The 24,528-nt window shown below is 56.8% G+C and carries 21 protein-coding genes; 13 read left to right on the forward strand and 8 right to left on the reverse strand.

Annotated features, from left to right (window positions below; genetic code table 11):
* The coding region (locus tag VKV29_RS03095; RefSeq protein ID WP_324199833.1) for a hypothetical protein at nt 1–216 on the forward strand (216 nt) is incomplete at its 5' end.
* Nucleotides 217–434: 218 nt separating this feature from the next.
* Entirely contained in the window at nt 435–2,537 is a 2,103-nt protein-coding gene (locus tag VKV29_RS03100; RefSeq protein ID WP_324199834.1) for an AAA family ATPase, read from the forward strand.
* A gap of 171 nt (nt 2,538–2,708) precedes the next feature.
* On the opposite strand, the gene murI is transcribed toward VKV29_RS03100, so the two are convergent.
* Nucleotides 2,709–3,533, reverse strand: coding sequence for a glutamate racemase (gene murI, locus VKV29_RS03105; RefSeq protein WP_324199835.1), 825 nt, complete (start codon nt 3,531–3,533; stop codon nt 2,709–2,711).
* Nucleotides 3,530–4,072, reverse strand: a complete 543-nt coding sequence (locus VKV29_RS03110) for a GerMN domain-containing protein (protein ID WP_324199836.1) — start codon at nt 4,070–4,072, stop codon at nt 3,530–3,532. Before VKV29_RS03110 ends, murI begins: the two co-directional genes overlap by 4 nt.
* 519 nt (nt 4,073–4,591) lie before the next feature.
* Here VKV29_RS03110 and VKV29_RS03115 point away from each other — a divergent pair.
* Both VKV29_RS03115 and VKV29_RS03120 read left to right on the forward strand, forming a co-directional pair.
* Entirely contained in the window at nt 4,592–6,748 is a 2,157-nt protein-coding gene (locus VKV29_RS03115) for a methyl-accepting chemotaxis protein (protein WP_324199837.1), read from the forward strand.
* A gap of 933 nt (nt 6,749–7,681) precedes the next feature.
* A complete protein-coding gene (locus tag VKV29_RS03120; RefSeq protein ID WP_324199838.1) occupies nt 7,682–8,506 on the forward strand; it encodes an MBL fold metallo-hydrolase in 825 nt (274 codons plus the stop codon).
* Here the strand turns inward: VKV29_RS03120 and VKV29_RS03125 are convergent.
* From VKV29_RS03125 to VKV29_RS03150, 6 genes are all read right to left on the reverse strand, one after another.
* A complete protein-coding gene (locus VKV29_RS03125; protein ID WP_324199839.1) occupies nt 8,490–9,305 on the reverse strand; it encodes a hypothetical protein in 816 nt (271 codons plus the stop codon). The genes VKV29_RS03120 and VKV29_RS03125 overlap by 17 nt on opposite strands.
* 1 nt (nt 9,306) lies before the next feature.
* Nucleotides 9,307–10,014 (reverse strand): glycosyltransferase family 2 protein, encoded by a 708-nt coding sequence (locus VKV29_RS03130; protein WP_324199840.1) that lies wholly within the window; start codon nt 10,012–10,014, stop codon nt 9,307–9,309.
* Between the two features lies 1 nt (nt 10,015).
* The gene (locus tag VKV29_RS03135; protein WP_324199841.1) at nt 10,016–10,885 is read right to left on the reverse strand and encodes a copper transporter; all 870 of its coding nucleotides are present in this window, start codon (nt 10,883–10,885) and stop codon (nt 10,016–10,018) included.
* Between the two features lie 14 nt (nt 10,886–10,899).
* Nucleotides 10,900–12,180 carry a putative cytokinetic ring protein SteA gene (gene steA, locus VKV29_RS03140; RefSeq protein WP_324199842.1) on the reverse strand — a complete coding sequence of 427 codons (1,281 nt, stop codon included), beginning with the start codon at nt 12,178–12,180 and terminating at the stop codon, nt 10,900–10,902.
* A 30-nt stretch (nt 12,181–12,210) separates the two neighbouring features.
* Nucleotides 12,211–14,094: an excinuclease ABC subunit UvrC gene (uvrC, locus tag VKV29_RS03145; RefSeq protein ID WP_324199843.1), complete on the reverse strand. Its 1,884-nt coding sequence runs from the start codon at nt 14,092–14,094 to the stop codon at nt 12,211–12,213.
* A gap of 106 nt (nt 14,095–14,200) precedes the next feature.
* A complete protein-coding gene (locus VKV29_RS03150) occupies nt 14,201–15,373 on the reverse strand; it encodes a citrate/2-methylcitrate synthase (RefSeq protein WP_324199844.1) in 1,173 nt (390 codons plus the stop codon).
* Nucleotides 15,374–15,622: 249 nt separating this feature from the next.
* Between VKV29_RS03150 and cdaA the strand changes: the two genes are divergently transcribed.
* The 9 genes from cdaA to VKV29_RS03195 form a co-directional block, all read left to right on the forward strand.
* Nucleotides 15,623–16,438, forward strand: coding sequence for a diadenylate cyclase CdaA (cdaA, locus tag VKV29_RS03155; RefSeq protein ID WP_324199845.1), 816 nt, complete (start codon nt 15,623–15,625; stop codon nt 16,436–16,438).
* Nucleotides 16,435–17,520, forward strand: a complete 1,086-nt coding sequence (locus VKV29_RS03160; RefSeq protein WP_324199846.1) for a hypothetical protein — start codon at nt 16,435–16,437, stop codon at nt 17,518–17,520. Before cdaA ends, VKV29_RS03160 begins: the two co-directional genes overlap by 4 nt.
* 52 nt (nt 17,521–17,572) lie before the next feature.
* Entirely contained in the window at nt 17,573–18,619 is a 1,047-nt protein-coding gene (locus VKV29_RS03165; RefSeq protein ID WP_324199847.1) for a hypothetical protein, read from the forward strand.
* Nucleotides 18,616–19,452 carry a DUF4129 domain-containing protein gene (locus VKV29_RS03170; RefSeq protein WP_324199848.1) on the forward strand — a complete coding sequence of 279 codons (837 nt, stop codon included), beginning with the start codon at nt 18,616–18,618 and terminating at the stop codon, nt 19,450–19,452. The genes VKV29_RS03165 and VKV29_RS03170 overlap by 4 nt, the downstream gene beginning before the upstream one ends.
* Complete coding sequence (locus VKV29_RS03175) at nt 19,445–20,665, forward strand: DUF4350 domain-containing protein (protein WP_324199849.1); 1,221 nt, start codon at nt 19,445–19,447, stop codon at nt 20,663–20,665. Before VKV29_RS03170 ends, VKV29_RS03175 begins: the two co-directional genes overlap by 8 nt.
* Before the next feature lie 115 nt (nt 20,666–20,780).
* On the forward strand, nt 20,781–21,689 hold the full coding sequence (locus VKV29_RS03180) for an AAA family ATPase (protein ID WP_414647338.1): 909 nt from the start codon (nt 20,781–20,783) through the stop codon (nt 21,687–21,689).
* Nucleotides 21,690–21,700: 11 nt separating this feature from the next.
* Nucleotides 21,701–22,801 (forward strand): glycosyltransferase family 4 protein, encoded by a 1,101-nt coding sequence (locus VKV29_RS03185; protein ID WP_324199851.1) that lies wholly within the window; start codon nt 21,701–21,703, stop codon nt 22,799–22,801.
* A 135-nt stretch (nt 22,802–22,936) separates the two neighbouring features.
* Nucleotides 22,937–24,112 (forward strand): CsgG/HfaB family protein, encoded by a 1,176-nt coding sequence (locus VKV29_RS03190; protein ID WP_324199852.1) that lies wholly within the window; start codon nt 22,937–22,939, stop codon nt 24,110–24,112.
* 29 nt (nt 24,113–24,141) lie between these two features.
* Nucleotides 24,142–24,528, forward strand: a 387-nt coding sequence (locus tag VKV29_RS03195; RefSeq protein WP_324199853.1) for a hypothetical protein, incomplete at its 3' end; no start/stop codon positions are given.

Consider the following 24,528-nt stretch of genomic DNA (forward strand, 5'->3'; position numbering starts at 1 on the left):
ACCATCCGGTTCGCCCCCCACGTCCGCCTTACCCCAGAAGCTATTCGGCTGCTGAATTACGCTTTCAAAGGGCACCGCTTCACATCCGAAGGGGTCATCTTGCCTCTCACCACCCATAAAGTGCGAGAGCAGGTGGAAGAGATGATCGAGGTTTTAGCTAAAGCACTCTCCCATGGCAAAAAGCCCGAAATGGCCACCCTACCCGCAGACAGGTAGGTCTCGCCATATTTTTTCTTTCCCTCCGAGAACCTCGAAGAGGGATCGGCAACTGTAGACAGTTCTTTTGTCTTCAAAGAGCATAATATACAAACATACGCTTTTGGCAGAGATGGGAGGTCTGGCGCTAGGGCAAAAATCAAGCCTGCCCTCTCCACACAAAGTTTGCGTTACGGTATGATGCGTTTAAATATCAACAAGTGAGAGCGAGTGTCTCTATGAAAGCAAATAGCTCCATACCCTTATCGCCCGAAAGCCGTCATCTCGTGGCGGCCGTTCGGGCGCTTCGGTCACCAGGCCTGTCCCTAACACTGGATCACTGGCTGCTGGTACTTCTCGGCCAACATCGCGGCCTGGTGGAACAGATGACCCAAGAAATCCACCCCGAAGCGCTCCTCCCCTTACTTCAGCGTCGCCTGCAGCAGGGTCACAACGGACCGCAGCTTTCCGAAGAGGAGGTGGTTGCCGAAGCAGAGTGCATTGCACAGGCAAGAAACATGGCTCAAATCGAAGTGCGCGATCTTTGCGCGGTTATCCTTACCCGAGCCGGCTATGAGCTGGAAGAGCCTGTTCCTCTACCCCAAAACGCCTCTTGGGAACAGCCCTTCTGCCCCCTTCTGGAGCGCTATGGGAGAGATTTAACGCGTGCGGCTCGTGAAGGTCGCCTCTCCGCGGTCGTCGGGCGCGAAGAGGAGATACAGATGGTCATAGAAACCCTTTGCCGACGCACCAAGCGCAACCCGGCCCTCATCGGGCCGGCAGGTGTCGGCAAAACGGCCATTGTGGAAGGCTTGGCCCAATATATCGCGCGCGGAGACGTGCCACCCCTCCTACAAAACGCTCATCTTTGGGCTATTGAACCGGCCTCTCTCCTCGCCGGCACCCACGTGCACGGTGAGTTCGAGGAGCGCGTGCAGGCCCTTCTCGCCGAAGCCCGCCGTACCGGCGTGCTGCTTTTTATTGATGAGATGCACACCATCGTTCGCGCCGCCGGAGGGGGGAGCGACCTCGCCAACCTCCTAAAACCGGCACTGGCCAGCGGGGAGATCGCCTGCATTGCCGCCACCACCGACGACGAATACCGCCGCTTTATCGAAGCCGACCCCGCCCTCGAAAGGCGCTTTCAGCCCATCCGCGTTCAGGAGCCAACGCTCGCTCAAACGCGCGCCATCCTCGAAGCGCTCCGAGATGAGCTGCAACGCCTGCGCGGCGTTAACGTAAGCAATGGGGTTCTCCAACAGATTTTAGAGGTGGCCAATACCTGTCTGCGCAACCGCTGCTTCCCCGACAAAGGGGTAGACCTGCTAGAACAGTGCGTCGCCCACGCGCTGGCAAAAGGGCAGACCGAGGTGCGTGAAAGCGACGTGGCCGAGATAACCCGCCGTATGACCGGCGTGCTGCTGACGCCCGCCGAACGCATCGCCCGCTTGAAACAGGTGCTGCAGGAACGCCCTTTGATGCTGCCCAGCGATGCCGAGGCGCTTGTCCATCGCCTAAGTGTTAGTTTGCGCGGCCTCGATACCCACCCCGAACGTCCCAACGCCACCCTCTTACTTATCGGAGAGATGAGCCACATGGCGCGTCCGCTTGCCGAAGCCATCGCCGAAGCCGTCTACGGCGATGCCGCCCGCCTTGTGGATATTGACCTTGCCGGCATGCGCGAGGCTCACGATATCTCTCAATTTATCGGATCGCCTCCGGGCTATGTGGGCTACGAAAGCCGTCTGCCCATCCATCAAATTGCCCAACTCGGCAGCTGTGTGTTCCTCTGTCGCAACATCGAATCCTGCCACAAAAGCCTTCGCAGCCTGCTGGCCCAGGCCATCGCCACCGGCCTCCTCACCGACTCGTGTGGCAAACGCATCTTCCTTAGCGACACCATTACCCTGCTCTCCGCCGACGTTAACCCAGAGCAACTGCGGAGAATGGGGCTGGTCGGCGGCCATACCAAACAGACACCCGACCCACGCGAGCTAGCCGAAAGCGTGCTGGAACCCGACCTTGTGGAGCAGATGGACGAGGTGTGCATGAGGGCGCCATCGCCCATGGAACGCGAAGCTCTCCTCACCACGCCCTGCCTGCAGACACTCATCCAACGCTATCATGCGCAAGGCATCGAACTGAAATGGGACGCTACGGCGCTGGAATGGCTGTTGCAACGGCAACAACACGCCGCTCACCCCCGCGACTGGGAGCGCGAGGTAGACGAGCAACTCGGTGCCATCCTAGAGCCGTACCTGCCCGATGTGCCCGGCGAATCGGCCCCTCTTACCGTAACCATCTTCCAGCATGACAACGCCCTTCAGGCGCGCGTTGCATAGAGCGTAGGGGGAACCCTTGAGGGGGAGGGCGCCCTATTTGGTGGCTACCCCATTGGCGTGTTTAACTGGACAGGCGCGCGGCCTGCCCCTACGGTATGTGTTGATGTTGCCCCGTTGTGGCACCCCCTGCAGGGGTTGCCTGCCCATTATGAAAGAAGCAGACGGCCTGGTTCAATCCAATACAAGCAGCCCACCATCCCACCGGGCCGATTTGACCTCGGAAACGAGAAGCAGATCGGGGAAGAGACGCTCGAGCTGGGCATGAAACGCGCCCACATCGCCGGTGGTAAAAAGCCGATGACGCGGTGCACTCTGCACCCCAAGAGAAGACAACACCTGGCCAACCGCCTCCGCTGTGGGTTCGGCAGGGTCTATGTACACAAACTGCGGGCTGAGACGGCGCAAGAGGGGGAGCAGAAAGGGGTAGTGTGTACAACCTAATATAACGGTGTCTACATCGTGAGCTTCCAATGGATGCAGGTAGAGGCAGGCGGCCTCCCTAGCCGCCTCGCTGCCCTCTGTACCGGCCTCCACGATGGGCACAAAGGCGGGGCACGCGACCTCATATACCTCGATGTCGGGAGCTATTCGGTGCAACGCCTGGCGGTAGGCTCCACTCTGAACCGTTCCTTCCGTGGCCAGCACCCCAATGCGACCATTCCGCGTGTGATGCGCGGCCGCTTGTGCTCCTGGCTCGACCACACCCAAAACGGGCACATGCGGGTACTTCGCCTGCACCGCCGGTAAAGCGACGGCGGAAGAGATATTACATGCCATTACCACGCCCACGCACTCCGCAGTGGCATTGGCTAAAAGAGCCTCGCTAATGCCGCACGCAAAACCGCGTACCTCATCCAAAGGACGCCCGCCATAAGGCACATGCGCTTGGTCGGCCACATACCAAATCGGTATATGCGGCACCGCCTTGCGCAGAGCATGAACTACCGTAAGCCCTCCCACTCCCGAATCGAACACACCGAGAAACGGAGCGCTCACGGGCTAGCCTCGTTGCTCTCAGAGGTTTTTTGGCTGCTAGGCTGAGCGGGGGGCAAATCTGCAATGGGGAAGGGCGTCGTCCAGTCCGTCATTTGGCTCTGAAAGGGCTTTCCCTCCACCGTAACGGCCATCATTTTTACGCCCGGAATGCCCTGCAAGGCATGGCGCAGTGCCTTTTGAGCCTCCGACTCGGTGGTGTCCCCCATATTGGCCAGCTGATTAAAGGCGCTGTTAAAATCCAAATAAGCCACGCCATCCTTTACCCGTGCTCCCAACAGTTTTGTGCCCCGCGGCAACACCGGATAGGGCGTCGTTGCCTGCTCCTCCAATAAGCGGTTTATCGCATCGGTAACGGGGGTCTTACTTGCCGTGCCGGTGGGGTTGGTAACCGGCGGCGATGGAATGGGCGGGGGCACACTGTTCGTAGGCCCGGATGGGTTTGTAGTGGACGACGGTTTGTTGCACCCCGTGAGCGATACGGACAACAAAACGGTTATAAATCCACAAACAAAGAAACTGCTTCTCAGTAATCTCTTCATGGTGAGCTATCTTTAGTCAATATAGGCTCGCATCTTAGTGGGGTTATGCACCCCAAAACTCGAACCGCAGGCAAGTATACTGTGCACTTCGCTTCGTTGTCAATCGGGCGACGGTGCGGATGCCCTGTAAATCTCATCTCGAACCGAAGGTGAGATGAACCACTGTCATTTCTTGTGAAATAAACACCTGTCATTTCGGGTCGAAGGGGAGATGAACCACTGTCATTTCGAGCCGAAGGCGAGAAATCTTAAGTTTCAATTCCCATCAGTTCCGAGAGGTGGGGCTGTCAATCTCACGGTTCTAGAGTCAGTCTATATAGCAAGCCACCCTTGTTCGCCCCCTATCAGGACGGAGAGGGAAGTTATAGCCCATCACAGATTCCAGATGTGTGAACAAATTAGCAATAGATGGACATGCACCCTAAAGAAATGGCGCGTTTTTGCGAAAATCCCTACACCGAAGGTTAACAGAGGTTGACCTAGACCAAAAAAACAGCTTGCTGCTTCAGGGAGATGAAAATGCGCTGGTTCTTCGATTTACGCACGTCACATAAAATGGCGCTTGGCTTTGGAGTCTGTATTCTCTCCATGCTAGGCTTAGGCGTCCTTGGCCTGCTTCGCATGAATACCCTCGTGCAGATCAACAGTCGTTTCTACCAAGACGAACGGCTTTTGAATGATGGGGTGCGAGTGCGCTCCAACATGCTGCGCTTCCACCGCGATGAGAAGGATCTCATTTTAGCTAGCAGTGCCTCGGATATCGCGCGCTACTCACAGGAGATGCAGGGATACGAATCGGCCCTTCAAGATGCGCTTTCTCAGTGGAAAAAAGAGGCAACACGCGACGCCGATCGCACGGCGATTCAAAAGATAGAGAGCGACTGGAGCGCTTTTTTGCCCATCGATCGGCAAGTTCGGGCGCTTGCCCGGCAAAACAAGGACGCGCAGGCTCAAAAGCTTTCCGAGGAGAGTGGACGCTACTGGCTCAACGATATTGAGAAAACACTCGATGACTATATTCAGGATGCCCGCCAACGCGCCAAGCAGATGCATGAGGCCTCTTTAGCCCTCTCGGCTGCCTCCCGTTTGCAGTTTACCGCGCTTATAGTCGTTGCAGCGATCTTAAGTTTAGGTCTTGCGTGGCTCACGACCACTGCCATCACAAAGCCGCTTGCACAGGTTTCCGACAGAATGCGGTGGCTGCAGGATCATGGTATCTCGAAGCTAGAGGCAGCTATTCATTGTTTAGCCGAAGGCGACTTGACGGCTAAGGTAGAAGTAGATGCGGAGGCTTTAGACATTCATCGAAAGGATGAAATCGGACACATGGCCTCTACCTTCAACGAGATGCTATCGAAGATAAAGAGCACGGTGCATTCCTATGAGGCTTCGCGTCAGGCTCTTCTACATCTTATTGCCCAGTTGGTGGAAAACGCCGTGGCGGTTTCCACGATGAGTCGTCAGTTGAACGTCTCTGCGGAGCAGACGGCGCAAGCGGCCAACGAGATCGCGGGTTCTGTTCAGGAGGTGGCGCAAGCGGCAAGCCAATCGGCCACGACAAGCCAAGAGATCGCCCGTGCCAGCGATCAGCAGGCCCGAGCGGCCACCGAGGCAGCCGCTGCCGTAGAGACCTTGCAAGGGGCCATCGCCCATATTCGTCAAACGTTGGCCGAACAACAGCAAGCTGCAACAAAGGCGAATAAGGGAATGCAGGAGGCCACCCAAATCGTCTCGCAGGTGAGCCACTCGATCGAGGAGATCGCGGAGCGTGCCCAGAAGTCCGCGAAGGATGCTCACGCCGGTTCCAAAGCCGTTGAAGAGACCATTGAGGGCATGGGGCGCATTCGTCAACAGGTGGAAGTGGCTGTGGAGAAGGTGAAACATCTTGGCAAGATGGGACAGGAGATCGGCACGATCATTCAAACCATCAACGAAATCGCCGAGCAGACCAATCTGCTCGCCCTCAACGCGGCCATCGAGGCCGCGCGGGCCGGAGAGCATGGACGTGGCTTTGCGGTGGTGGCAGATGAGGTGCGTAAGCTGGCGGAACGCTCCTCCCAAGCGACAGGGCAGATCAGCACGCTCATTAGCGAGGTGCAGCAGGGTGTGCAACAGACGGTAACCGCCATGGATGCGAGCAGTCAAGAGGTAGCCTTAGGAACATCCCAAAGCGAGAAGGCCGGCACGGCGCTGATGCAGATTCTCACTTCGGTAGAACAGGTTACGGCGAATATCGAAAGCATCGCCGCCCTGGCGGAACAGATGGCTGAGAGCGTAACCGAAGTCCAAAAGACGGTGGAGCAGGTTGCCGTAAACGCGGCAGAAGATATGCGGCTGGTGGAGAACATGAGCCAATCGGCGGATAAGGTTTCCGAGGCCGTTGCGAGCGTAGCCGCCATCTGTGAGGAGACGGCCGCGGGCGCGGAGGAGATGAGCGCCGCCGCAGAAGAGGTTGCGGCATCCACGCAAAACGTCTCCGCTTCTGTTGAAGAGCAGGCTGCCGGAATGCAGGAGGTAAACGCAACCGCCGCGGAACTCGGCAACATGGCGCATCGGTTGGAGGAGCTTACAAGCCGATTCCAACTTGAGGACGCTCCTGCCGAAGCCTCGAAGCCGATGAAGGCCGTTTCGTCTCCTGAGGCCAAGCCGTCCAAACCCCTTCGGAAAGCGGCCTGAGTTTTCAAACGACCCCTCCAGAACACGAGACCTAAAGCGGCATGGAGGCCGCGCTCCCTTCCCCGGACACGGATGTCCGGGGTCTTTTTCTTTTAAGCAACTCGAGCGCCGAACTTCCTACCCAATTGTAGATAGGCATCTCGCGATTGGCGGTCTTAGCAAACGGCGCTTTTGCGGACGGCACCTTTCTCCTCAAGCTCTCACCCCCCGATTCGGCAGAGGGGAGACCAATAAGTTTATTGGTGATTTTCTATGATAACCTTCCCCTTGCAAAACCAGCAAGATAGCCCTCTTTCTCCCGAATCGGGGGAAAGGATGGGATAGGGGGCGAACAAGGGTGGCTTGCTGTACAATTTGCCTCTAGAACGGTGAGATTGTCATCCCCACCCCCTACCCCCTCAGAACGGGTGGGAATGGAAACTTAAGATTTCTCGCCTTCGGCTCGAAATAACAGGTGTTCATCTCGCCTTCGGCTCGAAATGACAGCCGTATCGCCAGCTCTTCAAGGCCTACCCCTACAAGCCCCCACCCCTCCCCCAATTTGGGAGAGGGGAGACCAGCAAGTTCATTGGCGGTTTCCTATGATAACCTTCCCTTCGGAAACTAACCACAACCGCCCCCTTTCTCCCTAATAGGGGGAAAGGTCGGGATAGGGGGCGAACAAGGGTGGCTTGCTATACCGACTGACTCTAGAGCCGTGAGATTGTCAGTTTCTGCAGCCCCACCCCTGCCCCTCCCCCTGCAGGGGGAGGGAGGGCAGCATTCCCCCGCGTGCGGGGGGAGGAGAGGGGGGCTTGAGCGTCGGCATTCTGTAGTACCACCCCTTCCTCTCAGAAAGGGATAGGAAATCTCCACGCTTACAGGGTATATATGATCGTCTGTATATTGCTCGCCGACAGGCGACGATACGAGTCTATTAAGGAGGGTTTTGCGATGCGTGTGGAGCTGTTGGGGACGGCAGCTGCGGAAGGATGGCCCGGACTCTTTTGTGATTGCGGCGTGTGCACCTATGCCCGTGTGCATAAAGGGAAAGATGTGCGCACGCGCTCTTCTCTGCTCATAGATAGACGCCTTAAAATAGATTTTCCACCCGATACCTTCTACCATACGATAGCCCATAACATCGAACTACGCACGTTACAGGCGCTGCTGTTTACGCATGCCCATGAGGACCATTTCTGTCCGGCAGAGCTGCAGTATAGCGGCGTGCATTTCGTCTCTAAGCTGCTTGAACATCCCTTACCGATTTATGGACCACCAGAAGTTATCGAGACCTTGTGTCCCATGCAGCAAAAGTCGGCTCTTCCCCTTGAACTCCACACGCTTTGTGCCTGGAAAACGGAGACGATCGCGGGCTATGAGGTGACACCCATTGTAGCTCATCACGATCCGACCATCACCTGCTTCAACTACGTGCTGCGTGATATGCAGGGCACTACCCTACTCTATGCCAGCGATACCGGCTGGTACGATGAAGAGACGTGGAACTTCTTGTTAAACTTTAAATTGGATGCCGTTATCGTAGAGTGCACAAAAGGCCCTCTTGAAGGAGATTATGGGGGGCATATGTCTATTTCCGATGTGGTGAAGATGAAGCAGTGGCTTCTTGAAAACGAGGTCATTCACTTAGAGACCCCCATTGTAGCCACCCATTTCTCCCATAATGGAGGTTTTACCCACGAACAGTTGGAGGCGGCCTTAGGGAAGGCACACATTGTGGCAGCCTACGATGGGTATGTGCTCAACGTAGGCCCGTGAGGTGATCGAGGAAACGCAGAATGCGGTTTTTTTCGATCAGCTTCGAGAGGGAAACGCGCTCGGTAAGCGCGTGAAAGGCACAAAGCAGGAGCAGGCTTCCCACAAGCCCCCCTAACGAGAGGGTTTCTGCACAGGCGAACCCCACGGCCGCTCCGAGGAGGTTGCTGCCAACATCGCCGAGCATCGCTCGGCCCCGTGCATCGTAAGGCCATAAAGAGGCCGCACAGAGCATAAGGAAGAAGAGAGGGTGATGAAGGGGTTTTGTTATCTGCAGGAGAAGAGGGAGAGCGACGACCAGAAAAACGGCGATAGCGCGCCCTGGGCGCAGATCAAGGAGATTGATGGCGTTGGCAGAAAGGGCAATAACAAGCCCTCCAAGCACAACTCTTGGCCAGTTCGGCGCGAAGTTCTCATAGCTAAACCCCAGTGCGAACAGGCCGCCGCCCACAGCTTTCAGAAGTCCGGTGGTGAGTTTTCCGTTTTGAAAGAGCGCCCGCAGATGCCCTCTAAACCCCCTAAAGTCCGGCGTTCCCCATAGATCATCGGCAAGGCCGAGCAGTCCAAAGACGACACAGAGTAGCCCCCAACTTAGAAACTGCTGTCGCTGCTGAGGCCAGAGCATGGCGAGGAGGCAAAAGAGCAGAAACGCTTGGAGAAGAACGACGGCGCCGAAGCTCTGCGGAATAGCCACTCCTCGAAAGTTGGTCTGCAGATGCCCCCAGCGACGTAAAAGCCTTTCGCCAAGCCACGGCAGCGCCACAAAAATAACCAAACAGGCAGCAAGGAGGCGGTAGTCCATTTTAAGGCGCCCCTAGTTTGCGCGTTGCAGCCTCCGGACGCCGGTGGGGAGCGAGCCAGAGGCGCAGAAGGATGCGGGCTACCGCGTAGAACTGCATCGCCCGATGCAGCAGATCGGTCGCTCGTCTGCCGGTAACGCGGTGGCGCATGGGCAGCTCTATCTCCACAAGGCGCGCTCCCAGCCGCAGGGCACGCACCGTAAGCCCCACTTCGGCTCCCCAGCCGGTCTCAAAACCGCCGATCTGCTCTAAAAGCTCTCTCTTAAGCGCCCTCTGCCCCGAGAGAGGTGCTTGAAAAGTGCATCCGGTAAGCTTGCGAATGCCCCATCGTGCGAGGCGAACAACAAGGCCAAACCCTCCTCCCTTCTGGGTTTTTGGGAAGACGGCGATAGACATATCCACCTCCCCTTTGCACACCGGCTGCACAAGCGCGGCCGCTGCCTCCGCCGTCTCTTCCAGATCGGCATCCAGCAGCAGCAGGATATCACCGTTGGCCACCCTCAAACCTGCTTGTAGAGCAGCCCCTTTGCCCCGATGAGGGCAGCGTAAGACGAGATCGGCGCCGGCCTCTTCGGCCCGTTGTGCCGTAGCATCCTTCGAGCCATCGTCTATAACCAGGCATTCCGCTTCGGGCAAGGCGCGTTTTACGGCAAGTACGGTTTGCCCTATGCGTGTCTCTTCATTGTAGGCCGGAATGAGAACGGAGAGCATTTTACGAGGAGCTTGGAGTTGGAATAAGGTCTTTGGCGGTAGGCTTCACGCCGAAGTCACCGCCTACTCCCCCTTGTAGGGTGAGGACAAGGCTATAGAGACCGATGCGATCGTCTACGTTGTCAATGGTTGGAACCTGCAGTCCGAGGGCGTGGTAGACGGGCACATCGGAGACGGCGGCATTTTGTGGTTCGCACATCACCACCGTAGCGCCTAGATGCTGCAGTGCGGCAATGAGTGGGGCGTCCACAGCGGTTACGCGGGCGGTGGCGTCGGCATGGCTGCCGGCAAGCAGCACAAAACGATGGCAGACGGGCTGTATGGGGTAGCTGGAATGGAAGCTGATGAGGCCGGCATCTTGCAAGGGGCCGAGCACCGGTTCGCTTGCGTTTTCTCCTTTAACCAGCGTGGTGGCGAGGAGATTCAACAGTTTGGCACGGGTAGGAGGCAGGTTAGGATGATCGGAGTGCAGCTCGTTGAGCCTTTGATCTAAGAGGCTGCCATCATCCGACAGGATATGTTGTAGGGTGATGACATTTACCACCTCACCCCCGGCTTGGCTTACCACGGTTTGGATGGCGGGAATGGGGTCGGAGTAGTCGCCAACTTGAATGAGGGTAACGGCTTGGCCTTGGAGGTCTTTTTGAACCAAGGAAGGCATCACCTTATCTAAAAATTTTTGATAGTTGGCCACCTGTTGGCGCTTGGCGGCAAGGTCTTGTTGCACGGTGATGTTAAGGTTGTGCAAGGCACCGCTGAAGGTGCGAACGAGACGTGGGGAGACCGTAAGGCTGCCGACCACAAGCCCCACGGTAAGCGCGAGGAAGATGGCCGAAATGGTGATGACATGATATTTGAAACCGGGTCCCACCTGATGTTCCTTTTTTAGCGAAAGTGGTAGTGCCAAAGCACAGAGAGAAAGCGCAACAGGGCCTTACCGGCCCCTGAGATGAAGAGCATGGCGATGATGGGAGTAGATGCTGCGAGGAGAATGAGGGCAAATGCGCGGAACAGTTGATGAGGTTGCGTCTCCAGAAGACGCCCTATCCCTTTGGCATCCACAAGTTTTGAACCGATGCGAAGGCGGGTGAGGAAGGTGCTTGACATGCCACGTCGCCCCTTATCGAGGAACTCTTCTAAAGAGAAGTGGGTGCCAACGGCTACAATGAGACGTGCGCCAAGCTCATCGGCCAGCAGCATGGCGGCATCCTCGCTGGTGCCCGCCATATGAAAGACATGCGCATGTAGGCCGAGTTTTTTAATTCTTTCCATCCCTGGGGCGCCGCGCCCATCTTCGCGGGCATAGCCGTGCACCACCAGTTCGGCCCCGCATTTAAGCGCCTCATCGCTCACGCTATCCATATCGCCAAGAATGACATCGGGGCGAAGGTGAACTTCCAAGAGAGCATCGGCGCCCCCATCTACGGCCAGCAGCACCGGTCGGGCATCGTGGAGGTAACCGCGCTCCAACAAAAGCGCCAAATCCTGTTTGTAGCCCTCGCCACGCACCACAATGAGCACGTGGCGGTCGGCAAACCGGGTTTTTAAGGGAGGCACCTCGATGGGAGCCGCAAGCAGTCCCTTCTCACGCTCAATGTAGGCCAGAGTATTCTTGGCAAAAAGCGTCAGCTCATGATCGAGATTGGCTCGAGCGGCCTCCATCTGTTGTTCTACAAGCTCCAGGGTGAGGCGTTTGCCTTGCAAGCAGAGGCCGTTCTGAAATCGAAGGCTATCCCCGATCAGGGTGGCTTGGCTTCCATCCGGCGCAAGGAGAAAGGCCTCTTCACCCACCGCGTCGAGGAGTGGGATGCCGGCCTGCATAAGAATAAGAGGCCCTCGATTGGGATAACGCCCGGAGATGGAGGCCGCGGCGTTGACTACGGCAGAGACGCGCTTTTCCACAAGCGCACGCGCCGCTACCGCATCCAAGTCTTGGTGAGCGATGAGAGCGATATCGCCGGGGCGTAGACGAGGAATGAGGTTCTTTGTGCGCCGATCCTTCAAAACCCGCGCATGAGCTAAAGAGACCTTCTCTTCAAGAGCTTTACTTTGATCGGTTATCTGCGCGTTGCGAATGGTATACATCCCTTCCGGTAGGGGACGATTTTGAACGATGGGTCTGTTTTTTAAGGGTTTACGCCTCTTAAATCGAAGCACTACACGCATTATGTGCGCTAAAGCGCTACATTGTCAAATTTAGTCGGTTGTTTCTGCAGAAATGCCGTTTACTTCGCCAACGAAGCTGTTTGGATGCAGGGTTTCATACAATTGTGTGGCCAGCTTGAGGGTCATGCCGGGCACAGCGGCCAACTCCTCGATGGTGGCAGCACGTATTTTGGCCAGGCCACCAAAATGCAGTTGGAGGGCCCGCCGACGCTTCGGCCCGATGCCGGGGACCTCCTCTAAAATGGAGTGGGTTTGGGCGCGTTGGCGCACTTTGGCGCCAAAGGTATTTGCAAAGCGATGGGCTTCATCGCGAATGCGTTGCACCAGATAGAGCGCTTGGCTGTTGCGCGGCAGGATAACGGGGTCTGGCTCGCCCGGCAGATAGAGATGCTCGAACTGTTTGGCCAGACCGGCAAGGGGAAGATGGAGATTAACCTCTTCCATGGCGGCCTCTGCCGCAGATACCTGTCCACGCCCACCGTCCACGATGATGAGGGAGGGTAATCGGGTGAACTTGGGGTTGCCCTGTTTGGCCTCTTTCAGACGGCGCATGATCACCTCACGCATCGAGGCATAGTCGTTTGGTTTGCCATCGCTGCGTTTGATCTTGAAGCGGCGATACTCTTGGGGCACCATCTCTCCCTTTTCGCAGACGACCATAGAGGCAACCTGATGTTCTCCTTGTGTGTTGGAGATGTCGTAGCACTCGATGCGCTGCGGGATGTCCTCCAGACCAAGCGCCTCGGCCAGCTCTGTGAGGGCTTGCACGGTGTTATCGAGGCGTGCGCGCATCTCGGCCTTGATCTGTTCGAGGGCGTGCAGGGCATTTTCGGTGGCCATTTCCACCAGGCGTTTGCGCTCTCCCCGCACCGGCACCTGTATTTCCACCTTTTTACCTCGCTTTTGGCGCAGCCATTGACGTACGATCTCTATCTCATCAATATCACAGGGGAGGAGAATCTCCTCGGGGATCGAGGCGGCCTCCTGATAGTACTGCTTTAGGAACTCACGAACCACATCGCTAAGGCTCTCCTCCTCGGTGCCCTCCACCAGAAAATGGTTTTGCCCGATGAGCTTGCCCCCGCGAATGAAGAACATCTGCACACAGGCCTCTTTCAGGCCAGTGTTATCCTCCACCACGGCGATGACATCTTGATCGATCCTTTCGGTAGTAAGGACTTTCTGGCGTTGGAGCGTCTCCTCCACGGCCTGCCACTGGTCGCGCAGGCGGGCAGCACGTTCAAATTCAAGGTTTTCGGCGGCCTCCTCCATCTGTTGTTTAAGCCGTTGGACGATGTGCTCTTGGCGCCCTTCTAGGAAGTCTATCACCTCTTTAACAGCGGCCATGTAGGCCTCTCTATCCGCAAGGCCGGCACAAGGCGCCATGCATTGCCCTAAGTGGTAGTAGAGGCAAGGTTTACGCACGGGGCTGCCATCGAAGGGCTTACCGCAAGAGATAAGCGGGAAGATGCGGTTGATAAGCTCCATGGTGGTACGAACCGCTCGCGAGTTGGGGTAGGGGCCGAAGTAGCGGTTTTTATCTTGGCGGACGCGGCGTGTAAGGATAAGGCGTGGAAAAGGCTCGGAGGTCGTTATACAGAGATAGGGGTACTGCTTATCATCGCGCAGGCGCACATTGAACGGTGGGCGATGCTTTTTGATGAGAGAGCATTCAAGCACTAAGGCCTCTAGCTCGCTATCGCAGACAATAACCTCAAGATCGGTGATCTTGCTCACCAGGCGGCGCACTTTAGGAGTTAAATTGGCCCCTTTTTGGAAGTAGGAGCGCACCCTGTTGCGCAGGTTAATGGCTTTCCCAACATAAAGAATCTCACCCTGCTCGCCTTTGTAGAGATAGCAACCGGGGCGAGTGGGCAGTGTCTTCAGTTTTTCCTCAACGGCGGGCGTGGGCACACCTGTCTCTCCTAGTCGGCCTTCAAATAGCAACGGTTTGGCATTGTATTAATACGTCAAAGAGATTCTACGCACGACCGTTGTCTCGGTTTCGGTTGTAAAGATGTTAATAACTTCCGTTTTCGCGCCGTGAGATGGGTATGTAGGGCAGGTCATGCGGTCCTACATACTCGGCGCGCGGGCGAATGAGCTTCGGGTGTTGGATCTGTTCCATCATATGGGCGCACCATCCGGCGGTGCGACTAATGGCGAAGAGGGGTGTGTAGAGATAGATGGGAAGGCCCATCACATAGTAGCAGGAGGCGGAGAAGCAATCCACGTTGGCGTAGATAGGCTGTTTCCCGGCGGCGAGGCGTTCGGGGGTGTTGCTTAGCTCTTCGACGAGTTTTTCAATGGCGGCGGTCATTTCGAACCATTTCAGGTTGTTGTGCAACTCGCCGAGTTTGCGGCTCATTTCGCGAAGATGTTGGGCGCGCGGGTCGGGGGCACGATAGACGGCGTGCCCAAAACCGGGGATGGGGATGCGCTTCTCGCCGGTGAGGCGTGGGCGAATATAGGCATCCACATTCGAGATGTCGCCGATTTCCAGAAGCATTCGCATGGTCTCTTCGGCTGCGGCGCCGTGTTTGGGGCCGGAGAGCGTACCGATGCCCGACACGATGCCCGCATAGATATCGGCACCGGTAGCGACGGTGACCCGTGTGGCAAAGGTGGAGGCGTTGATCTCGTGGTCGGCATGGAGAATAAAGTCTATGTCGAGGGTACGAACGTAGAGCGGGTCGGCTTCTTCCCCTCGCAGCATATAAAGGAAATTGCCGGCGATGCCCAGCTCAGGGCGAGGCTTTATGGGTTCTAAGCCTTGACGCAGTCTTTCAAAGGCGGCAACGAGCACGGGCATGGCGGCTTGAAGTCGGATCGATTTTCTCAAGTTTGCTTCAGGAGTATGGATTCCGTTATCCGCATCGAACATGCCGAGGGCCGAAACCGCCGTACGCAGCGCATCCATCGGAGGAGCCGATTTCGGGAAGAGCCTCAGGAGGGAGAGAGCGTTTTCGGCAAAGGCCGTCTCCTGTTCCAGTTGGGCTTTAAAGCGCTCGAGTTGGGCGAGGGTAGGAAGACGACCATGCCACAACAAATAGACCACCTCCTCAAAGCTGGAGTGGTCTGCCAGATCGTGGATGCTGTAGCCTCGGTAAAAGAGTTGACCGGATGGGAGCACTTCGCAGATGGTGGAGGTTCCAATAATTACATCGCGTAGGCCTTCGGCAACGGCGGTCATAACGGTTCTCCTCGATAGATGCGTGGTATGGGCGTTCGCACACACGCTATTCTACCTTTTTCCTTCGAGGAGCCGCAACGGCGATTCGCCCTCTCGCTAGGGTATAATGAGGGCTAACTTGTCAGCAAACCTGGTGCCATTATAGATTCGCGGCTGTTTGGGTTACGAGGAACACAACTTTTTTGAAGAGGGGTTATTATCTCCATTTGCAGATAGGGCAATGCCCAACTTTTGGGGAGTAAGCACTGAATGACACCGGCACAAGCGCTCCATGCGATTAGCACGCATATCACCTGGTATGGCGCGCTTGATATTTTGCTTGTGGCCTACCTCATCTATCGGCTCCTCCTGTTGGTTCGCGGCACGCGGGCTTGGCAGATTTTGGGGGGGCTGTTTACATTGGCGGCGGCGCTCTACCTCAGCTCCCTTCTCCACTTCGATACGCTGAACTGGCTGCTGCGACAGGTGTTGCCTCTTGGGCCGGTTGCTCTGGTTATTCTCTTTTATCCGGAGTTGCGCCATGCGCTCGAGGAGTTTGGCCCGCGGTTCTGGAGCCAGGGCTTAACGCTTCTGCCCCGCGAAGACCTAAGTGCCGTAATAGATGCCGTTGCCATGGCCGCCTACCACCTATCCGCAAACCGTACCGGTGCTCTCATCGTGTTTGAACGCCAGACAGGCCTCGATGAGATCATTACGACCGGTGTGCCGATTGATGCGGTGGTGACCGATCAGCTCTTGGAAACCCTCTTTTACAAAGGGACACCCCTGCACGATGGGGCGGTGGTGATTCGGCGTGGCCGGATCGCTGCAGCCGGATGTGTGTTGCCCCTTACCGATCGGCCACGAGTGGAGGCTGCCGTCCACACCCGCCATAAAGCCGCGATGGGGATGGCGGAGAACAGCGATGCGATCATTGTGGTTGTCTCTGAAGAGACGGGAACCATTTCGCTGGCCATGGGCGATAAGTTCATCCGAGGGCTTAATCGAGAGACGTTGCGCGAGCGTCTTACTCGTCAGTTGCAACCGCCAGAGCGTCTGTTTGGGAATAGGCGGGCCGTGAAATGAGACTTTTTATTCGCCAACCGAATGCGCCGAGCGGGTTTCCTGCTCTATTGGGACGGCTGCAGAGTAACATCGGGCTGAAACTCATCTCGTTGTTTCTGTCGCTTCTGCTCTACTTCTACGTGCAGGCCGAGCACAACATGAACCCACAGATCACGGTGCCGCTCAGAGCGACCGTGCAGGTTCACAACGTTCCGAACGACGTGATCTGCGATGCTACGGCACTGCATCCTCTTGTGCGTGTTACCGGGCCTCGCATTCTCGTGGAGAACATGCGCGATGGCGATGTGGTTGCCGATGTGGATTTGGCCGGCCAAAGCAGCAACACCCATGTGGCCATTGTGCCGGCCCGCTATACCGTTCCGACTTTGAAGCCGGATGTGATGGAGCAAATTCACATCGAGGGGCCGGTAACGTTGCACATTCAGCTTTATGCCCGAATCACGCGCGTGCTGCCGGTTCATGCCGTGCTCCCACCGCCGCCTTTAGGCTATACCTATCAAAGCTTACAGGTGGTGCCGGCCCATGCCGAGGTGAGCGGGCGAGAGGACTATGTAGACGCCGTTGCCCGCCTAAACGTTTACCCCACCCTTCTCGCAGATGGGGTTGTGCGTGGAGATTTTGCCATTCAAGCGGTGAACAAACAGGGGATTACCGTTACGGATGTGGACATCTCTCCTCCAACGGCGCATGTAACGGCCTATTTGGTTTCCGAGCCGTCTTTTCAGATCGCCGTGGTTAGCCCACAAGTTGCTTCGCTTCCAACACCCCCCTACCGAGTCGAGCGTATCGCGGCGCTACCGAGCCAAGTGGAGCTTAAAGGCTTACCTACACTTTTAGGGCGTCTTTCTGTTGTAAGCACAGAGCCTATTGAGCTACAGTCGCTTACTACCGATGCCACATTGGAAGCAAAGTTGGTGCTGCCGGATGGGGTGAAGGCCTATAACCTTCAGGGACAGCCCCTTTCGCGCGTGAAAATCTACGTTTCTATTGTTAGGGAGGCTGCACTAACGCCTTCACACCCCTCTACAAGCGCCCCTACTTCGGGCGAGACCCCCTCGTCCCCGCAAACCGGTGGCGAGTAGTATTTGCGCTCAATGAGGAAGGATAAAGCGCGTTTGCGGAGAATTAAACACTATGGCCGTTCAGCGATTCGTGCAGAACCCTGCGGAAACATCGAAAAGGCCGGCGTCGGCGTCTTTAACAAGGCAAACCGTGAAGACGAACCCGATGCCTCTTATGGCCATTCTCGATAGCTCCTTCGACCTGTTACGCAGCGAATACCGCCCTTTATTATTGCTATCGGCGCTCTTTTATCTTCCGGCGCATGTGATCTGTTATGCGCTTGAGGTGCTTTGGATGCGCCCCGATATCTTGCAATTGGATTACAGCTCACAGAACATCCCAACCGATACCGTGCTTAGCCTTATAGGCAAGTTCCTCCTTATCGGTTCACCAAGCGCGGCGGTGCCGGGCTTTCTCTCGTTTTGCGTGTTGTTGGTGGCATCGGGGCCCCTCTGCCTCTATATTCTCTCCCTGCTACTCGATGAAGAACCGCTCTCTTTTCGGCAAGCCCTGCGGCAGGGACTAGTTCCTGCTTTTCGACTCATTCCACTGGCGCTCACCGCCATCGTGGTCTTTCTTGGTGCATTTTTTGTTATGCAGATGCTGTTTTATGTGATCCTGGCATTGGTTATATGGGCGTCACATACCTTTTTCGCGAGGGATGTGATTACTGTTGTGACGCTTGTGCTTTTGTTTGCGGACTTGTTTGTGAGCTTTATGGTAGCAGTAGGAATTGTAACGCGCTATTTTCTGTTTGCTTGCCCGCTGATCGTCTATGAAAAGCTGCCGGTGGGGGCCGTATGGGAGCGTAATGCAAGCCTCCTTTCGCGCTCTCAAGCGCTGAGACTATGGATTACCACAACGCTGCTGTTGCCTGTGGTGCTTTGTTTGCAGTTGGCGGCGCTTTCGCCGTTAAGCTATGTGTTCGATCGCTTCTCTTTTCCTCCGCTCCTATCAGAGCCACTTCAGTCGTTTATCTCCTTTGTTGTCGCCCTCATCACGTTTCTCTACATTCTCATTGTTGTTGTAAAGCTCTATGTGGACTGCCGCATTCGGCGAGAGGCCCTCGATGTGCGCCTTCTGGTGCAGCGGCTTTATGCTGGAGAGGAGCGTCTATGAAACAAAGCTTCTTTGGGTTCCAACCCTTCAGCCGGCGAACGGTGTCGAACCTGCTTTTTCCAAGTTTGGTGTTTGTTTTCTGCGCTCTTCTCAATGCCGCCTGTTCGGCGCAAACGCCCGGCCCTGCACAGGTGCGCACGGCGTTAAAGGAGATTCTCTCGCGTTCCGAGTTTCGGCCTACGCCGACCTCCTCTGCAAACCCGATTCTAAAGGCCATTAAAAATTTCTTCCACCACCTCTATAGCGCTTTGGAACGGTTTTGGCATTGGTTGCAACGGCGTCTCCATTTTGGGAACATGGCCGCGTCTTATATTCCAAGACCTGTGGTCTATATACTTGTTGTGGGGTTGGTGTTATTAGGCGGTTGGCTCTTATGGCGGTTGGTAAGAAACGCGATATGGCCGCGTCTTACCAAGCAGCAAGAGAAGCCCTCTTTTAAGGTGACGACCGAGCCGGAGCCGGCACCGGTCGTGCTGCCCGAAGCGGAGGTTTTGCTGCAACAGGCTCAGCAGTTCGCGGCTGCCGGAGACTACCGGCGGGCTTTTCGCGCGCTCTTTTTGGCGATATTGTGCCGGCTCGATCAGGCTCAGATCATCGAATATGCGCGAGACCGCACGAACTTTGAGTATTTGAGGACGCTGCGGGCCAAGCGCTTGGATCGGTTTTACGAGGTCATCGCGCCGTTGGTCAGAGATTTCGACAAGTTTTGGTACGGCCAGTTTGCCGCCGAAGAGCAGGACTATCGGCGAGGCCTAAACGCCTATGAAACCGTTGTGAACCTGTTGGGGGGTGCAACCGCTCGTAGTGCGCAGGAGGGTGTGAACGGTGCGTAGCGTTCGGGTCTCCTATGAGTTGCTGTTGGGGCTGCTGTTCGTGGGCATGTTTTTAGCGCTCATCTATTTTAATCGTGCCGGCAGCCGCACCCTACCCTCCGACATTCCCACCTCTTTAAGTTCGCGGCCGATTGGGCTAAAGGCGCTCTATCTGCTCTACGACCGGTTAGGCTTCTCGGTGGAGCGGCTGGCCGGGCCGTGGAGCCGGCTCGACCGACGGGCAGCGTTGCTGATTGTGCAGGAGCCGCTTGAGGATTCACGGCAGCCCTCTATGGCGGAGGTAGAGGCGCTGAAGCGTTGGGTAGAGAACGGCGGCACGCTCTTTTATGCATCGAGCTTGCCGGTGCGCGGCTATGACGCCAGAGACCCGCTTAGTGGTGACCTTGCCAATGTGGCCGCCAAAGCTGTGCCGTCTGTGGTGCAGGTCGCGCCCACTTTGGCGACCGACCCGCTATTGCGGAACGTGCATACCATCGCGGTTCGCTCACCCATTCGCCTGCAGTTTCGGCAGGGAGCGCCGTATCGCGTGCTTTTCAAGGACGCTCAGGGAGATGTCGCGGTAGAGAAGTCGGTGGGAAAGGGACGGTTGATCGTGGTAGCGGACGATCTGTTGTTAAACAACCAGGGCATTGCCCTGCAAGACAACGCCGTTTTTATGACCAATTTGGCCGCGCTGGCGGTTGGCAGGAGCGATAGATGGATACTTTTCGATGAGTATCATCACGGTTACGGCTTTGCCGGCGCCCCAGAAGTTGTTGGCAATGAAGACGTTTGGAAGGTGTTGCCCGTGCCGTTGAAGATGGCCGTTCTCTACCTCGTTGTTTTTTGGCTTGTGATCATTTATAATGAAAACCGTCGGCGCGGCCCGCTTCGCCCGATGTTCGTCGCAAGGCCTGCGGCGGGAGCCGACTATGTGGTTTCGCTGGGGCGCTTCCTGCAACGTGCCGGCGCCACCGATCTCGCTCTACAGCAGCTTTATAGGGCCTTTCTTCACGCTTTGACGGTGACTGTGGGTGTTGCCGAGGAGACACCACGCTCGGTGTTGCTTGAGAGGGTTGCGCGGTATGGGGTAGGTGATATAGAGGGATTAGGCCCCCTGTTAGAGCGGTGTGAGCAGGCGCTGGCAAAAGGGCGCCCTTCAAAAGAAGAGCTTCAGGAGCTTGTGCGCGCACTAGACGACTGGAAAAGGAGGCTTCATCTTGTCGGATTTTGAAAATGTTTCTCCCGCGAGCGTGCCACCTGCGGTTTCTGCACCGCCGGTTTTGTCCGGCGATTCGGTAGAAGCGGTGGGCACTGTGCAGCAGGTGGCGGAGCGCATTTCAGAGGAGATGCATAAGGCCATTGTGGGGCAGCATGAGCTGATAGAGATGCTGATAGTGGCCTTACTAACGGGCGGCCACGTGTTGTTGGAAGGGGTGCCGGGAACGGCCAAAACGCTTGCCATACGCACGCTTGCCCGTATTCTCAACGTATCGTTCGCCCGCATTCAGTTTACGCCCGATCTCATGCCCTCCGACATTTTGGGCACCAACGTGTTCGACCCGCGCAGCGGGCAGTTCAATTTGAAGCGAGGGCCTATTTTCGCAGGCCTCGTGCTGGCGGATGAGATCAATCGTACCCCTCCTAAAACGCAGTCGGCCCTACTGGAGGCGATGGAGGAGCGGCGTGTGACGATAGACGGGGTCTCCTACGATCTGCCCTTCCCGTTTCTGGTATGTGCCACCCAAAACCCGGTGGAGTTCGAGGGTACCTATCCGCTGCCGGAGGCTCAGCTCGACCGGTTTATGTTGATGGTGAAGATCGGGTATCCGAGTTTGGAAGAGGAAGAGGAGATACTGGCTCGGGTTTTGGAGGGCTTTCGCGCACAAGACCTTGATACGGCCAACATCACGCCTCTTTTGAGCGTTGAAGAGTTGGGGCAACTGAGGGCGGAGGTGGAGCGGGTGCGTGTGGAACCGGCGGTGAGACGCTATGTGGTTCAGGTGGCGCGCGCAACCCGCGACAATCGGCATACGTTATTAGGGGCCAGCCCACGTGCCGTCATCACCCTCTTTACGGTGGCTAGGGCGCTGGCCGCCATACGAGGGCGAGATTTCGTGACGCCGGACGATGTGAAGGACGCGGCTTTGCCGGTTTTGCGGCATCGCCTCATGGTGCGCCCCGAATCGGAGTTGGAAGGTTTTACTTCCGATAGGGTGTTAGAGGCGGCCTTGCAGGCGGTAGAGGTTCCGCGCTGAGAGCGGTTGCTATGCCCACGCGCATTGCGCTCGTTACCCGGCCGGCGGTGGGGGGCATTCGACGTCATCTACACACGCTGATCTCCGGTTTGCAGCAAGCCGGTTGGGAGCCTTTCCTGCTGGCACCGCCCGATTTTGTGCTTGAGGGCCTCTCTGTGCCCTTGTACCCCATGACGTTCAGTCTTCGGCAAAACCCACCGGAACACATCCGAACCGTGTTCCAGCTTTCCCGACGTCTTCAGGCTTGCGCCCCGCAACTTGTTCATGCGCACGGGCTATGGGCGGCCCTTCTAACCGCGCCGGCCGCATGGCGCGCGCAACTCCCCTTCGTGTTTACCCTACATAACCTAGTACCTCGTTTGAGCGCTCCCCAGCGGCTCTTTTTCCAATGGGCTGCTAAGCGTGCAGGCCGCATTATTGCCGTATCGGAGGCCGTAGCACACTCCGCAGAGGCGGCAGGCATTCCCTCTCAATGGATGGAGGTGATCCCTAACGGCATTGACCCTACCCCCTTTTTACAGCTGCCCTCGCGCAGGGAAGCTAGGGCACAGTTAGGCCTGCCATTGGAACGTCCCCTCGTCGCCTCCATCGGCCGGCTCTCCAAAGAGAAGGGGTTTGACGTTTTGCTTGCTGCGGCTCGGCAGCTCGCCATGCGGGCCGTCCCACCGCTGGTGGTCATAGCAGGCGATGGGCCAGAGCGAGAGTCGCTGGTTCAACAGGCCTCCTCTCTTGAAAATGTGAGGCTGCTGGGGCCTCTGCCGTCGGTTGAACCCCTTTACGCGGCGGCCGATATTGTGGTGATTCCTTCGCGCGAGGAGGGGCAAGGAATTGTAGCCATAGAGGCCATGTTTGCCAGAAAGGCGATTGTGGCCACCGCCGTCGGGGGATTGATGGAGACGCTGGATAGAGGCCGCTATGGCCGGCTCGTGCCACCGGAAGATAGCACCGCCCTTGCAGAGGCCATCGAAACATTATTGGGCGACCCGGCCCTGCGAGAGCATTCTATTGAGGCCGCGTTTCAAAGGGCGATGGCTCTTTACACGGCCGATCGAATGATTGCCCGCCATTTGACGTTGTATCGAGAGTTGCTGCCAAAAAAAATTTTTTGCTAAACGCCTCAAAAACCCTGTTTTTTGACGTTTTTTTGACGATCGGTTGTTAAAATGGGTGTATAAGGCAGCGGAAATGGCTCCTTAACCAATTTAACCGGCCGTTTTTTTAAGAACATTGGAGGTCAGATAGCGAATATGAACAAAAAAAGCACCCTACTTGGGCTGTTGCTCTGCTTGTTCCTAAGCTGCTGTTGGCCGTGTCGCGCCGCCCAGACGCCGGACGATTCGGGCAAGCCTGCAGGCGCTCAAGGGCAGAGCGAGGCGGATAGCAATAGAGAGAACTCGGCGAAGAAGAAGCCGCCCAAAGAGAATCGCGCTCTGATGGAAGCGTTACGGAAGCTGCCTCCCTATTACGGGCCTCGCAAGCGCCTTGGCGTGATGAATATGGACGTGAAGGTAACGGCCACCTCCTACACCTCGCCCACCCCCAGCGGGGGCACCGTGACTACCACAAGCATTCAGATACCACCCCCAACCGATTTCGGCACGGGGCTTACCGAGATGCTCACCACGGCGCTAGTCGAAAGCAAGCGGTTTGTGGTGCTTGAGCGCAGCGCTTTACAGGACATTCAGGCGGAGCAGCAACTGGGGGCAAGCGGTGGGGTCAACCCTACCGCAGCTCCGAAAACCGGCCAACTGCTGGGTGCACAGGCCCTCATACGCGGCGCGGTTACCGAGTACTCCTTCGAGGAGTCCAGCGTGGGAGCGGGAGGGGTTTTAGGCAGGGCGCTTGGTCTTTCCACAGGGCATTCCACGGCGATGGTGGGCATTGATGTGCGCATTTACGATGTGGTTACCGGCGAGGTGATCGATTCGGTTCATGCCGTAGGGCGCGCCACCGCCAGCGGCACCGCAATCTCTTATAACAAAGGAGATGTGGGGCTTACGATGGACGCCATAAGCAACACGCCTCTTGGGGAGGCCGTACGGCGGGCTATTGCCCAAGCCGTGCTGTTTATCTGCAACCGCATGCAGACGGTGGCTTGGGAAGGACGCATTGCCGATGTGGAGATGGGCGACAACAACACGCAAGACCTCTATCTAAATGCAGGCACCGATGCCGGTCTGCAGATGGGCGATAAACTCGACATTTTGCACCCCGGCCATGCCATTGTAGACCCGGACACACAGACCGTAATCGGGCGCACGAAGGACGTGGAGGCCGGACAGGCCCACATCGTGGAGGTGCGAGATCATCTTTCCATTTTAGCCGTGGATAGCGGCAGCGGTTTCCAGGTGGGAGATGTCGTTCATTTCATTTCCCATGCGGACGGCTCGTCAGACGATAGCAAAACATCGCAATCGAAATAGAGGAAAACTTTTCACAGAAGAGGATGGACATGCGCAAACAAAAAACAATCCTCCATACCATAGGCTGGCAGGGAAGCATAGCACTCGCCTCGCTCCTGCTTTTCTGCCGGCTGGCCTGGGGAGCGCCAGAGACCACTCTGGCCGCTCCCCCTCAACAACTCGTCTTTTTGGGCATTCACGGCAATGCCGACCCTGTGTCGGTGGTGATGAATAGCATTGCCTATACCTCCCAGGCGCCAGATAACCTGGCCGGCACGGGCACGTTGGTGATCCGCATCGGCAGCACCACCTTGCCGGGTATTCCCAATGTGCCTTTTAGCCATGTCTCGGTGGATAATCAGGGGCGGGCAAACGGCCTTACCTATGTGTTTACCAACGAGCTGGATATTCCCAGCATCTTCGGCAGCGGGGTTGGG

The sequence above is a fragment of the Chthonomonas sp. genome, from assembly GCF_035294165.1.
Classification (GTDB): domain Bacteria; phylum Armatimonadota; class Chthonomonadetes; order Chthonomonadales; family Chthonomonadaceae; genus Chthonomonas.

Excerpts from the sequence above, each read along its gene's own strand:
- VKV29_RS03100 (WP_324199834.1), top strand. The coding sequence starts at position 435 with ATGAAAGCAAATAGCTCCATACCCTTATCGCCCGAAAGCCGTCATCTC.
- VKV29_RS03110 (WP_324199836.1), bottom strand. The coding sequence starts at position 4,072 with ATGAAGAGATTACTGAGAAGCAGTTTCTTTGTTTGTGGATTTATAACC.
- VKV29_RS03115 (WP_324199837.1), top strand. The coding sequence starts at position 4,592 with ATGCGCTGGTTCTTCGATTTACGCACGTCACATAAAATGGCGCTTGGC.
- VKV29_RS03120 (WP_324199838.1), top strand. The coding sequence starts at position 7,682 with ATGCGTGTGGAGCTGTTGGGGACGGCAGCTGCGGAAGGATGGCCCGGA.
- VKV29_RS03125 (WP_324199839.1), bottom strand. The coding sequence starts at position 9,305 with ATGGACTACCGCCTCCTTGCTGCCTGTTTGGTTATTTTTGTGGCGCTG.
- VKV29_RS03130 (WP_324199840.1), bottom strand. The coding sequence starts at position 10,014 with ATGCTCTCCGTTCTCATTCCGGCCTACAATGAAGAGACACGCATAGGG.
- steA (WP_324199842.1), bottom strand. The coding sequence starts at position 12,180 with ATGCGTGTAGTGCTTCGATTTAAGAGGCGTAAACCCTTAAAAAACAGA.
- VKV29_RS03150 (WP_324199844.1), bottom strand. The coding sequence starts at position 15,373 with ATGACCGCCGTTGCCGAAGGCCTACGCGATGTAATTATTGGAACCTCC.
- cdaA (WP_324199845.1), top strand. The coding sequence starts at position 15,623 with ATGACACCGGCACAAGCGCTCCATGCGATTAGCACGCATATCACCTGG.
- VKV29_RS03160 (WP_324199846.1), top strand. The coding sequence starts at position 16,435 with ATGAGACTTTTTATTCGCCAACCGAATGCGCCGAGCGGGTTTCCTGCT.
- VKV29_RS03165 (WP_324199847.1), top strand. The coding sequence starts at position 17,573 with ATGGCCGTTCAGCGATTCGTGCAGAACCCTGCGGAAACATCGAAAAGG.
- VKV29_RS03170 (WP_324199848.1), top strand. The coding sequence starts at position 18,616 with ATGAAACAAAGCTTCTTTGGGTTCCAACCCTTCAGCCGGCGAACGGTG.
- VKV29_RS03180 (WP_414647338.1), top strand. The coding sequence starts at position 20,781 with ATGCATAAGGCCATTGTGGGGCAGCATGAGCTGATAGAGATGCTGATA.
- VKV29_RS03185 (WP_324199851.1), top strand. The coding sequence starts at position 21,701 with ATGCCCACGCGCATTGCGCTCGTTACCCGGCCGGCGGTGGGGGGCATT.
- VKV29_RS03190 (WP_324199852.1), top strand. The coding sequence starts at position 22,937 with ATGAACAAAAAAAGCACCCTACTTGGGCTGTTGCTCTGCTTGTTCCTA.